We start from the raw sequence: 12,439 nt of genomic DNA, 5'->3' as shown, positions 1-12,439 counted from the left end.
AGTGAAAATGTTAAAAAGGATCGCTGCAATCGGCGCTGTCATTATCATTATTTTCCTGCTGATTGATTTTAGTATGCAGAAGGTTGCTGAACGGGATGAAGGTTACACTCAGTCAAATCTATGGGCATATTATCTATACACTGACAGGGATATCAGGAGGGCCCCACGTGCATCTGAATCATATCATTTTACGTTTACCGCGCAGGATGGTAGTCAACCGCAGGAAAGTAGTATTGTTTACAGCACGGATGCTCCTTTAGTTGAGGTTAAAAATTATCTGGCGTCCTTAGGTTACAGGGCGGTGGAGCATAATGGATGGTCTGAAAAATGGGAAAAGGAAGGTAATGTTACGCCTTACTTCTATATATCTCATGACAGCAAATCACATTCGCTAACGCTAAGTAAGGTAGATTTTCGCTGACAATCTTCAGTGACCCAATCTCCAGCACTAATCAAGCGACTCTTCCCCCCAAAACCAGATACGCGACGTGTGGTTTAAGCAATCTGCCTGAACGGTCAGCTTCGGCTTTTTATCAAAAACCCCGCTTCGGCGGGGTTTTTGCTTTGTGACGCGCGGTGGTTTGAAGGTCAGCGGTGAGATCGCGCCTGCAAAGGAAACAGGGTCAGATCGGAAAGTCGCAAAATCCGTCATCCCTGACATGCTCGGCCCGCGCCATCCCTGGCGCGGGACGCTTTCCTCTTCTGACCCTGTTCCCTTCGCGTTTAGATTGTCATTGCGGTCAGATTGTATCTGCTCCCTGCGCTATATGCAGGCAGCTTAACCGCGGCCGTGCGGCTCGTCCCAGTCAAACGCCGGGCCCAGTGAAATGACGCCGTTCGGGTTGATGGTCTTATGGCTGCAATAGTAGTGATGACGAATATGCGGCAGATTAACCGTCTCTGCGATACCAGGCATCTGATAGATATCACGCAGGAAACCACTCAGGTTTCTGTAGTCACTAATGCGATGGCGATCGCATTTAAAGTGGGTCACATAGACCGGATCAAATCGCACCAGCGTGGTCCATAACCGCAGATCCGCTTCGGTCAATTGATCGCCGGTGAGATAGCGATGCTGGCCTAAAATCTGCTCCAGCCGCGACAGCGAATGGAACAGCGCAGTGACGGCCTCGTCGTAAGCGGACTGAGAAGTGGCAAAGCCTGCTTTGTAAACGCCGTTGTTCACGGTGTCGTAGATCCAGCTATTCAGTTCATCAATCTTTTCGTGCAGTGCAACAGGATAATAATCCCCGGCACGGGCACCGACAGCATCAAACGCACTGTTGAACATGCGGATGATATCGGCAGACTCATTGCTGACGATGGTGTTCTGCTGCTTGTCCCACAATACCGGCACGGTTACGCGGCCACTGTATTGCGGATCGGCGTGCAGATAGAGCTGATAGAGGAACTCATTCTGGTAGAGCTTATCGCCGGTCGCATCCTGAAAACTATCATCGAACGTCCAGCCATTCTCCAGCATCAGCGGATGCACTACGGAGACATCGATCATGCTATCAAGGCCCTTCAGCTGACGCATCAGCAGCGTGCGGTGCGCCCAGGGGCAGGCCAGCGAGACATAAAGATGATAGCGGTCGCGTTCGGCGACAAATCCCGCTTTACCCACCGGGCCAGCACTGCCATCCGCGGTAACCCAGTTGCGGAAAGCCGACTCTGAACGCTTGAAGCGTCCGCCGGTAGATTTGGTGTCGTACCAGGTGTCATGCCAGACACCGTCAATTAACTGTCCCATAATGGCTCCAATGCAAACAGGGCGGGGAAATGTCCCCGCCCTGCTAAGTATATGTGGCATTACGCTTTATGTGAGATTAGCGCGCAATCGCTGGCTGTGTTTTTCTTTTGCTGATCAGGCGATCAATGCTGTATGCACCAGGACCCACCAGACCTAACACCAGGAAACCACCGGCGATAGAGAGGTTCTTCATGAACATCAGCTGGTTCACGCCTTCGGCAAAGTTACTGTGGAACAGAAACGCGGTCAGGATGGTGAAGCCTGCAGTAAACAGGGCAGTGAAACGGGTCAGGAAACCAAACAGGATAGCCAGACCGCCGCCAAACTCCAGCAGGATAACCAGCGGCAGCATAAAGCCCGGGACGCCCATTGCTTCCATATATTGCTGAGTACCTGCATAACCGGTGATTTTGCCCCAGCCAGCCGTAATGAACAGGATTGGCATCAGGATGCGAGCCAGTAACAAACCAACGTCTTCGAATTTTTTCATCATTTACTCCAGCGCTATCAGGGATGCAGGGCAAGCTGCCCGCAAGGTTTATGCCCGCTGAAAGCAGTATTGCGTTCATTGGGTTGATAGCTGGAGATGATAGTCGCGGAGTGGAAAGGTTGTAAGCGAGATATACTGTCAGTGTTTTTCAGAAATTCTGATGAAGAAAAGCCGGCCTTTTCAGGACCGGCTTTTAGCAAAATTAACGCGGTGGCAGAGCGGACTTGATCATGCGCCAGGTACTCCAGGCGCCGAATCCCCGTTTTACCCAGCGTAACAGCATGTTGGGACTGCGAACGGAGTAGATAGCCAGCGCACTGCTGCCAATGGCCAGGTAGCGGCGTAAGCTGAGGAAGGTGAACCAGCCGCGATCGTAATGGGCGGTGCCTTCCAGCCAGTCACGCCGCGCAGCGCTTAAATCCAGCCGCTGCTGCTGCACATGCTTAAGCAGTTCATGGATGCGTTCTTCACGCTCGCGGCGGCTCATCAGCGCTGGTCCTCAAGTAAATCCCGGTCTGTTTCCAGCTCCTTGCGCGTGTGGCGCAACAGCGTGGACTGACGTGATTTGTGAAGCGTCCAGAGCCCCAGAATAACCGCCAGCAATAGCAGCGTGCCGGTCGTGATGCCAATGGCCATCAGACGGTACTGCGCATCCACTGCCCAGATAATCAGAACCATCAGGCTCATCAGACCAAATGCAGTGAACAGCATTGTCAGGCCAACCATCAACAGCAGCTGAATCAGGTTAGCTTTCTCGTGCTCCAGTTCCACCACTGCCAGACGAACGCGTGTCTCGACCATGCCAACCAGCGTGGTAACAATGCGCTGGCCGATGTTAATGACCCCTTTAGCCGGGCCGTGGTTATGCTGTGAGTCAGCCATAATTATCGACGCGAAATGAGCATGCCCAGTGCGACGCCAATCGCTGCACCGATACCCACACCATGCCATGGATTTTCACGCACGTAGCCTTCGGCTTTTTGCGCCGCTTCGCGGGTGGTCGCAGCAATGCGCTCGCTTGATTCGCCCAGACGTTCACGTGAGCTATCCAGCGCCACACGCGCTTTATTGCGAAGTTTATCCAGTTCGCCTTTGGATTTTTCAGTGCTGCTGCTCAGCACCTCTTCCAGGGTATCGGCCAGGTTTTTCAGTTCAGCACGCAAATGTTCCGATGATGTGTCTTTAGACATAAAATACTCCTTTAACATCAGTTGTTTAGTTCCGATTAATAGGGCTCCGCCTGTAACTTTTTCAGCTCCCGGCGCGCTTCATCCAGTTTTTGTTGTCGCTTAGCAATCTTCTCCTTGTCATGGCCCTCTTCACGCTCTTCCCTGAGTGCGTGCTCACGCTCAGCAACTTTCTGCTTCTGAGCGTTAATTCTTTCCAGATGGGCGGCCTCGAGCTTTTTGTCGCTGCAATCGGCCCGGACTTCGGTCAGCGCGCGCTCCAGACCGTTAACCCGGCGCTGGTTGTTATGCTTCTGCGCCATCCCGATTTCACGCTGAATATCCTGCTCTTTCTGCTCACACAGCGATTCTGCCGCCAGCAGCGAACCCGACAGCGAAAACAGCGCGACTCCCAGTAATACTTGATATTTCATTGGTCCTGGACCCTTCCATTGCGACCTGATCCGCCATCACCCGCGTAATCATATGGCTGCGGGTGCTAAGAATCGACTCTCGCTTAAGCATAGACACCCATAGTAAAAAGTTCAAAGAAGACCGGGAGATAGAGCGCCTTTCAGACCGCCGCAGGATGGCGCGACGGTCTGAAAAGGAGAGGGGAGTCGGGAGATTACGCCAGTGAGAGGTGCTGAGAGTGATCGTGCTGCGCCACAATAAAGCCCTGTGGCAGCAGACGGCGTAACACCTTCTGGGCCGCCAGGCTCTGCTCTTCGCTATCAAAATGGATGATCAGTGCATCACCCGCAGGCGTAATGCTTTTGATACGAATACCCTGCGCACTTAATTGCTGGTAGAGATAAAAACCATCGGGCAGGGTAGCGCCAGCATGGGAAACCCGAATCTGCACCACCGTCTCGTGCTTCATCAGACCGGGGACCACACAAAGCGCGACCAGTGCAAAGGCGCCAGCGATCAACCACGGTAACCACCGTTTAGGAATAGCCTGCAGCAGTTTCATTACTCGGCTTTCCCGTTCTGATTCGCCTGACGCTTACGCCATATCACCACCAGCGATCCCACCAGACCAAACACCAGCAGCGCCAGCGGCAGCATCATCAGGAAGAACATCATCTCATCTTCATAACGACGGAAAATCGGGGTTTTACCCAGCGCGAAGCCGATAACGGTCAGAATCACCACCCACAGAAACGCACTTACCCAGTTGAAGAACTGAAAGCGGGCATTGCTGAGGCCTGACAATCCGGCGATGGTAGGCAGCAGAGTACGCACAAACGCGATAAAGCGACCAATCAGCAGGGCAGATAAGCCGTGACGATGGAACATGCTGTGCGCGCGCAGATGATACTGGGCAGGAAGATGGGAGAGCCATTTCTGTACCGTGGGCGTGTTACCCAGCCAGCGGCCCTGTAAGTAGCTCACCCAGCAGCCAAGACTGGCACCGGTCGTTAACACCAGAATCGTCAGGGGGAAGCTCATGGTGCCTTTGGCAATCAGTACGCCGACCAGAATCAGCAGACTGTCACCCGGCAGAAATGCAGCGGGAAGAAGGCCATTTTCTAAAAACAAAATCATAAACAGCACGCCGTAAATGGCCCATACCAGCGTGGGATCGGAGAGGGTTTCGTAGTCCTGCTGCCAGAGGGCATGCAGCAACGATTGCAAAATATCCATCAATTCATTCCTGAACATCATTGTTAAACATGTCCCACAGGGACTTAAACGCAGACCGGCATTTCGTTATAAATTTTAGGAGCGCAGCCTGGGCGGGATTTTCCGGATCCTTCCAGAATTGATTGTTAAATCAGCGACTTTATAACCCCCAGTCGCAAAGGGTAATAAAAGGGCGATAACTGTAACAAAAATCGCCTGTCTGAGACAGGAAAACTCTCTGGCGAACAGGAGTTTTACCTTGTGAAACGGCGTGTAAAAAGGAGCTTTACATGACCTGACACTATTGCAGATTAACTGACCGTCTCAGGGCATTTTCAGGCACTTTTAGCGGGCGTTATTGGACCCATCAGGCAGGATGACCGGATTCTCACCAAACATGTATCGATCCACGTTAAATTCAAAATCATCCGCCGTCGCGTTAAACAGCATCTGTTTAGTATTTTCCAGATGTTGCCACATCGCCAGTTTGCTGGCGGCGGGATCTTTGCGCATCAGCGCTTTAAGAATCTGATCGTGGTCGTCGCACCAGCTGAGAATGCTGCGCTGGTCGATGTGTTCGTGAAGTTTGAGCCAGTAGGGATTGTGCAGGCGATGCAGCCACATTTTTTCAACGATGGCGGCTAAGGCACTGTTCTGGGTGGATTGCGCGATACGTACATGAAACTGCATATCCCACTCGGAGTCGCGGAAGTGATCCTCCTGTCGGGCTTTTTCCTGAATCGCCATCAGGTCGATAATGTCCTGGCGCGTTACCTGCGTTGCAGCGAACTCGGCCACATTACTCTCAATCAGCTGACGAGCCTGGAGCAGTTCGAAGGGGCCAAACGTGGCGAACTCCAGCTGACTGCTGGTGGAGGCGATGCGGTTCTGCTGCTGGCTGGCAATGACGTGGATGCCCGAGCCTTTGCGGACCTCAACATAGCCTTCAACTTCCAGCATGATGATCGCTTCACGTACGACGGTGCGGCTCACTTCCATCTCTTCGGCAATCAGGCGCTCAGCAGGCAGTTTGTCACCCACCGGATAGATCCCGGTTTCAATGCGGCTTTTCAGCTCGCTGGCCAGCTGTTGATAAAGTCGACGGGATTCAGTGAAGTCCATAGCACAATCCTGGTAGCAGACAGATAAGTTGTTATACCACTTCAGGAGGTGCGAGGAAATGGGCTGGCTTGCGCCAGCCCGGCAGATTAACTGCGAACGGCGCTGGCCTGCGGAATAACGGCTTCGGCATTCAGCTCTGAAATGGGTTTATTTTTCAGAACCGTCCAGATAACGACGGCGCCCAGCAGATCAAACACCGCCAGCGCGGCAAACAGCGGGCTGAAGCCCAGCGTATCGGCCAGTGCACCGACCACCAGCGCAAACATGGTGCTGGCGGTCCAGGCTGCCATGCCGGTCAGGCCGTTAGCCGTGGCAACTTCATTGCGGCCGAAAACGTCTGAGGAGAGGGTGATCAGCGCGCCAGAGAGGGCCTGATGCGCAAACCCGCCGATGCACAGCAGACCAATGGCGACGTAGGGGCTGGTGAACAGGCCGATGGTGCCCGGCGCAATCATTAATACCGCTCCCATCGTCACGACCATCTTACGGGAGACGATCAGGTTAACGCCGAACCAGCGCTGAAACAGCGGGGGCAGATAGCCACCGAGTATGCAACCGAAGTCCGCGAACAGCATCGGCATCCAGGCGAACATCGCAATCTCTTTCAGATTGAAGCCGTAAACCTTAAACATAAACAGCGGAATCCAGGCGTTGAACGTTCCCCAGGCCGGTTCTGCCAGAAAGCGCGGCAGGGCAATACCCCAGAACTGGCGGTTACGGATAATCTCCAGTGCTGACATTTTGCGGGTGTTGCCGGTCTGATGCTGCGCTTCCTGGCCGGAGATAATATAGTCGCGCTCTTCATCGCTCAGCTTCTTCTGCTGTTTCGGGTGCTTATAAAACACCAGCCAGCTGAGTGCCCAGGCCATGCTCAGCACGCCGGTCATGATAAATGCCATCTGCCAGCTGTGCGCCACGATCGCCCAGACCACCAGCGGCGGAGCCAGCATCGCACCGATAGACGAACCCACGTTAAAGTAGCCCACGGCGACCGAACGCTCTTTAGCCGGGAACCATTCGCTGCTCGCTTTCAGTCCGGCCGGGATCATCGCCGCTTCAGCCGCACCGACTGCGCCACGTGCCAGCGCCAGTCCGCCCCAGCTGCCCGCCATCGCCGTAGCGGCACAGAAAATCGCCCACATAATAGCAAACACCGCGTAGCCGACTTTGGTGCCGAGCAGATCCAGTACATAACCTGCCACCGGTTGCATCAGCGTGTAGCAGGCTGAATAGGCCGCAATTATGTAGGAATACTGCTGCGTGGTGATATGCAGCTCTGACATTAATGTCGGGGCCGCCACGGCAATGGTGTTACGGGTCAGATACCCCAACACCGTACCGAGCGTCACCAGTCCAATCATGTACCAGCGTAACCCTTTGATCTTACGCATCCTCTACCTCTTCCAGTTCTGTATGCGGTCTTGCCGCTGTTGTTATCTGGAGCGGGACAGCACGTGATGCAGCTCTGCTCACGCCCGCAGGTTCTGTATGAGCAACCCTGTTATGACCTTGCCATTTGTGAGTCGCTAACGACCTCACGATGGGGCGAGAGCCTAACTTGTTATACAACTTTAAAAGTTGAGAGCCATCACAAAAACCCTTTCTGCACTGTGGGATACTGGAAACCTGCGTAATGACAGCCATTTAGCGCGATACGGGCGACAAAAACGTCCATAACGGCAGCCAGCTACCGCCGTTTATGTGAGCAGGATCGCAAATAAATCCGTAACGGACTAAAATTGGTATGATAACTTTGGGCCATCCGTGGTTCAGTCGATGAGGAAGCATGTATGTCACGTTTCATGACCGAAGATTTTTTGCTGGATACCGAATTCGCCCGTCGTCTCTATCACGACTATGCAAAGGATCAGCCGATTTTCGACTATCACTGCCACTTGCCGCCGCAGCAGATTGCCGAAAATTATCGCTTCGCCAACCTTTATGACATCTGGCTGAAGGGCGATCACTATAAGTGGCGGACCATGCGCGCCAATGGTGTGGCTGAGGCGTTCTGTACCGGTAACGCCAGCGATCGTGAAAAATTTGACGCCTGGGCGCGTACCGTGCCGCACACTATCGGCAACCCGCTCTATCACTGGACCCACCTGGAGTTACGCCGGCCTTTCGGTATTACCGATACACTGCTTTCTGAGAAAACGGCTGACAGCATCTGGCATCGCTGCAATGAACTGCTGGCGCAGGATAGCTTTACCACGCGCGGCATCATGCAGCAGATGAAGGTGAAGATGGTGGGCACCACTGACGATCCGCTGGATGACCTGCGCCATCACCGCGCGCTGGCAGACGATGCCAGTTTCAGCGTTAAAGTGCTGCCGAGCTGGCGTCCGGACAAAGCGTTTAATATCGAAGCGGAAACCTTCCTGCCGTGGATCGAGACGCTGGAGCAGCTGACGGATATCAGCGTGCAGCGTTTTGACAATCTGCGCAGCGCACTGCATCAGCGGCTGGATCACTTCGCGGCGCACGGCTGTAAAGTCTCCGATCACGCGCTGGATGTGGTCTGCTACGCTGAGGCGGATGACGCCACGCTGGATGCAATTCTGGCGCGTCGCCGCAGCGGTGCCGCGCCCAACCCGCAGGAAACGGCACAGTTTAAAACGGCGGTGCTGGTCTGGCTGGGCAGCGAATATGCCCGCCGTGGCTGGGTGCAGCAGTATCACATTGGCGCACTGCGCAACACCAATCCGCGCCAGTACCAGCTGCTGGGGCCTGATGTCGGCTTCGATTCGATCAACGACCAGCCGCTGGCCGAACCGCTGGCACGCCTGCTGGGCGCGCAGAATCTTAATAATGCGCTGCCTAAAACCATTCTCTACTGCCTGAACCCGCGCGACAACGAAGTGCTGGCTACCATGGCGGGCAACTTCCAGGGCGAAGGTCAGGCGGGCAAGATGCAGTTTGGTTCAGCCTGGTGGTTCAACGATCAGCTGGATGGTATGCAGCGTCAGATGACGCAGCTGGCGCAGATTGGTCTGCTGAGCCGTTTCGTCGGCATGCTGACCGATAGCCGCAGCTTCCTCTCCTACACCCGCCACGAATATTTCCGCCGGCTGCTGTGCCAGATGATAGGCCGCTGGGTGGAGCAGGGTGAAGCGCCAGCCGATGAAGCACTGTTAGGCCAGATGGTACAGAACATCTGCTTCAACAATGCCCGCGATTACTTCGGCATCGAGCTGGGAGCCTGATAATGAAAAGGCTAAACCGTCACGACTTTCCGGGCGCCGTCTATCGCGACCGGGTGATCCAGTTCGGCGAAGGCAACTTCCTGCGCGCCTTTATTGACTGGCAGATCGACTGGCTGAATGAACATCAGGGCACCGATGCCGGGATCGTGGTGGTGCGGCCGCGCAACCGTGAAGTCAGCGACAGCCTGAATCAGCAGGATGGTCTCTATACCACACTGATCCGCGGGCTGAACGATCAGGGCGAGCAGGTCAGCGAAACCCGGCTGATCCGCAGTCTCAACCGTGAAATCCAGCCCTGGCAGCAGTTCGGCGAGTTTATGGCGCTGGCCCGTAATCCTGATCTGCGCATAGTCTTCTCCAATACCACCGAAGCGGGCATCGCCTTTGACGGCACGGATCAGCTTACCGATCAGCCTGCCAGCAGTTTCCCTGGCAAACTGACGCAGCTGCTGTGGGCGCGCTATTCCCACTTCAATGGCGCCAGCGACCGGGGCTGGCTGGTGGTGCCGTGCGAGCTGATTGACCATAACGGCGACACGCTGCGCGATCTGGTGCTGCGCTACGCCGATCAGTGGCATCTGCCCTCCGAATTTAAAACCTGGGTTCATCAGCACTGCGCGTTCTATAACACCCTGGTCGACCGCATCGTCACCGGCTTCCCGGCGGAAAGCGAGCAGCTACAACGCGAGCTGGGTTATGAAGATCGCTATCTGGTGGCGGGCGAAGTCTACTATCAGTTTGTGATTCAGGGGCCGTCGGCGCTGTTTAATGAACTGAAGCTGGCGGCGCTGTCGCCGCAGGTTCGGCATGTGGATGACATTGCGCCCTATAAAGCGCAGAAAGTGGCCATTCTCAATGGCGCGCACACTGCAATGGTGCCGGTCGCGTTTCTGGCCGGTATTGAGAGCGTGGGAGAGGCGATGGCCGATCCGGCTATCGCCGGATTTGTGGATAACCTGCTGCGTCACGAAGTGATCCCGACGCTGGACCTGCCTGCCGATGAACTGCACGCGTTTGCCGATGCGGTACAGCGTCGTTTCCGCAATCCGTTTATTCGCCACGCGCTGCTGTCGATTGCCCTTAATGGCATGACCAAGTTCCGCACCCGTCTGCTGACGCCACTCCTTGCTGCGCATCTGCAAACCGGCGAGTGGCCGGCACACATCACCTTTGCGCTGGCCGCGCTGATCGCTTTTTATCGCGGCGAGTCAGCCGGCAAAAGCTGGCCATTGCAGGACGAGCCGCAGTGGTTACAGCGCTACGCCGACGCCTGGAAAGCACTTGATGCGGATCAGCTGTCACCGCAACAGCTGGTGAACGGCGTACTCAGCGACGCGCAACACTGGGGTGAAGATTTAACCCGTCAGCCCGGACTGGCTGCGGCTGTCACCCAACACCTGCAAAATATCATCGCCCACGGAATGCGTGAGGCGCTGAACCAACTGAGATAACGCTATGCAAGACGCAATCAAAATTGATCCCCGCGACAATGTCGCCGTGGCGTTGCGTGATTTAGACGCGGGTGCCACGATAGAGCTGCCACCACTGAGTGTGGCGGTGCAACAGGCGGTCGGACGCGGGCATAAATTTGCCCTGCAGCCTATCGCGCAGGATGAGCTGGTGATCAAATATGGGCTGCCGATTGCCCATGCCACGCAGCCTGTGGCCGCCGGTGAGTTAATCCATTCGCAGAACGCCCGCACCAATCTCAGCGATCTGGATCAATATGCGTATCAGCCCGAGTTTGTGACGCTACCGCCGCAGCCGGGTGACCGTGAGGTGCAGATCTACCGTCGTGCTAACGGCGAGGTCGGCATCCGCAATGAGCTGTGGATCCTGCCGACCGTTGGCTGCGTCAACGGCATTGCGCGTCAGATCCTGCAGCGTTTCCTGAAAGAGACGCAGGAGGCAGAAGATATCGATGGTGCATTCCTGTTCAGCCATACCTTCGGTTGTTCGCAGCTGGGGCAGGATCACGAAAACACCCGCACCATGCTGCAGAACATGGTGCGCCATCCTAATGCTGGCGCGGTGCTGGTGATTGGTCTCGGCTGCGAAAACAATCAGGTTGATGCCTTCCGTGATACCCTCGGCGCGTTTGAAAGCGACCGGGTCGAGTTTATGGTGTGCCAGCAGCATGACGATGAGGTGGAAGCCGGGCTGGAGCGGCTGCACGCATTGTATGAAAAAATGCGTCACGACCAGCGCGAGCCGGGCAAACTCAGCGAGCTGAAGTTTGGTCTGGAGTGCGGCGGTTCAGATGGTTTGTCTGGCATCACCGCCAATCCGTTGCTGGGACGTTTCTCGGACCAGATGATCGCCAATGGCGGCACGACCGTACTGACCGAAGTGCCGGAAATGTTTGGCGCAGAGCGGATTCTGATGAGTCGCTGTCGCGACGAGGAGACCTTCAGCAAAACGGTAGCTATGATCAACGATTTCAAACAGTATTTTATCGATCACCAGCAGCCGATCTACGAAAACCCGTCACCAGGCAACAAAGCGGGCGGTATCACCACGCTGGAGGAGAAGTCGCTGGGCTGTACTCAGAAAGCGGGGCAGAGCCAGGTGGTCGATGTGCTGAAGTATGGCGAACGGTTAAAAACGCCTGGGCTGAATCTGCTGAGTGCGCCGGGCAATGATGCGGTCGCCACCAGTGCGCTGGCAGGTGCCGGTTGTCACATGGTGCTGTTCAGTACCGGACGCGGCACGCCTTATGGCGGTTTTGTGCCGACGGTGAAGCTGGCCACCAACACGCCGCTGGCGGAGAAGAAACCGCACTGGATCGACTTTAATGCCGGACGGTTGATCGAGGGAATGAGTATGGATGCGATGCTGGAAGACTTTGTCGACAGCATTGTGGCGATTGCCAGCGGTCAGCCGACCAACAACGAGAAGAACGATTTCCGCGAGCTGGCGATTTTCAAAAGCGGTGTGACGCTATAGTTTGTCAGGCAAACAATGGCGATCCTGATGTTGTCATTACCGTCGGTTAATCCTGTGCCCTTCGTGGGTGGCAGAGTCGATCGCAAAGTCGCTTAAAGCATCCCTGCTCGCTCGGCCCGCGCCTTCC

Annotated in this window: 14 protein-coding genes; 4 read left to right on the top strand and 10 right to left on the bottom strand. The window is 55.3% G+C overall.

Annotated elements, in window-relative coordinates; translation table 11 throughout:
- Positions 1 to 7 precede the first annotated feature (7 nt).
- A complete protein-coding gene (locus AC6I8B_RS16695) occupies positions 8 to 421 on the top strand; it encodes a hypothetical protein (RefSeq protein WP_232526493.1) in 414 nt (137 codons plus the stop codon).
- Positions 422 to 778: 357 nt separating this feature from the next.
- Here AC6I8B_RS16695 and AC6I8B_RS16690 read toward each other — a convergent pair whose 3' ends face one another.
- The 10 genes from AC6I8B_RS16690 to AC6I8B_RS16645 all read right to left on the bottom strand — a co-directional run bounded on the left by AC6I8B_RS16690 (position 779) and on the right by AC6I8B_RS16645 (position 7,551).
- A complete protein-coding gene (locus AC6I8B_RS16690) occupies positions 779 to 1,753 on the bottom strand; it encodes a glutathione S-transferase family protein (protein ID WP_010256519.1) in 975 nt (324 codons plus the stop codon).
- 76 nt (positions 1,754 to 1,829) lie between these two features.
- On the bottom strand, positions 1,830 to 2,243 hold the full coding sequence (locus AC6I8B_RS16685) for a DoxX family protein (RefSeq protein WP_010256522.1): 414 nt from the start codon (positions 2,241 to 2,243) through the stop codon (positions 1,830 to 1,832).
- 202 nt (positions 2,244 to 2,445) lie between these two features.
- Positions 2,446 to 2,730, bottom strand: a complete 285-nt coding sequence (locus AC6I8B_RS16680) for a YqjK-like family protein (RefSeq protein WP_010256526.1) — start codon at positions 2,728 to 2,730, stop codon at positions 2,446 to 2,448.
- Positions 2,730 to 3,125, bottom strand: coding sequence for a phage holin family protein (locus AC6I8B_RS16675; protein ID WP_010256529.1), 396 nt, complete (start codon positions 3,123 to 3,125; stop codon positions 2,730 to 2,732). Before AC6I8B_RS16675 ends, AC6I8B_RS16680 begins: the two co-directional genes overlap by 1 nt.
- Before the next feature lie 2 nt (positions 3,126 to 3,127).
- Complete coding sequence (locus tag AC6I8B_RS16670) at positions 3,128 to 3,433, bottom strand: ElaB/YgaM/YqjD family protein (RefSeq protein WP_010256532.1); 306 nt, start codon at positions 3,431 to 3,433, stop codon at positions 3,128 to 3,130.
- A 35-nt stretch (positions 3,434 to 3,468) separates the two neighbouring features.
- Positions 3,469 to 3,843 (bottom strand): DUF1090 domain-containing protein, encoded by a 375-nt coding sequence (locus AC6I8B_RS16665; RefSeq protein ID WP_010256536.1) that lies wholly within the window; start codon positions 3,841 to 3,843, stop codon positions 3,469 to 3,471.
- 194 nt (positions 3,844 to 4,037) lie between these two features.
- Positions 4,038 to 4,385, bottom strand: coding sequence for an EnvZ/OmpR regulon moderator MzrA (mzrA, locus tag AC6I8B_RS16660; protein WP_031590949.1), 348 nt, complete (start codon positions 4,383 to 4,385; stop codon positions 4,038 to 4,040).
- Positions 4,385 to 5,059 carry a DedA family protein gene (locus AC6I8B_RS16655; protein WP_010699781.1) on the bottom strand — a complete coding sequence of 225 codons (675 nt, stop codon included), beginning with the start codon at positions 5,057 to 5,059 and terminating at the stop codon, positions 4,385 to 4,387. Before AC6I8B_RS16655 ends, mzrA begins: the two co-directional genes overlap by 1 nt.
- 324 nt (positions 5,060 to 5,383) lie before the next feature.
- On the bottom strand, positions 5,384 to 6,160 hold the full coding sequence (exuR, locus tag AC6I8B_RS16650) for a transcriptional regulator ExuR (RefSeq protein WP_022623920.1): 777 nt from the start codon (positions 6,158 to 6,160) through the stop codon (positions 5,384 to 5,386).
- Positions 6,161 to 6,246: 86 nt separating this feature from the next.
- A complete protein-coding gene (locus AC6I8B_RS16645; protein WP_010699779.1) occupies positions 6,247 to 7,551 on the bottom strand; it encodes an MFS transporter in 1,305 nt (434 codons plus the stop codon).
- A 399-nt stretch (positions 7,552 to 7,950) separates the two neighbouring features.
- On the opposite strand from AC6I8B_RS16645, the gene uxaC reads away from it, so the two are divergent.
- Genes uxaC through AC6I8B_RS16630 form a run of 3 tightly spaced genes read left to right on the top strand, consistent with a single transcriptional unit; the run spans position 7,951 to position 12,312 of the window.
- Positions 7,951 to 9,366: a glucuronate isomerase gene (gene uxaC / locus AC6I8B_RS16640; protein ID WP_157353775.1), complete on the top strand. Its 1,416-nt coding sequence runs from the start codon at positions 7,951 to 7,953 to the stop codon at positions 9,364 to 9,366.
- Positions 9,367 to 9,368: 2 nt separating this feature from the next.
- Positions 9,369 to 10,817: a tagaturonate reductase gene (locus AC6I8B_RS16635; RefSeq protein ID WP_157353773.1), complete on the top strand. Its 1,449-nt coding sequence runs from the start codon at positions 9,369 to 9,371 to the stop codon at positions 10,815 to 10,817.
- A gap of 4 nt (positions 10,818 to 10,821) precedes the next feature.
- Complete coding sequence (locus AC6I8B_RS16630; RefSeq protein ID WP_033769824.1) at positions 10,822 to 12,312, top strand: UxaA family hydrolase; 1,491 nt, start codon at positions 10,822 to 10,824, stop codon at positions 12,310 to 12,312.
- Positions 12,313 to 12,439 lie beyond the last annotated feature (127 nt).

Source organism: Pantoea sp. X-Soil-ISGK-285 (assembly GCF_059730815.1).
Note: the sequence above shows the minus strand (reverse complement) of the source record. Positions and strands in the feature narration are given on the sequence as shown.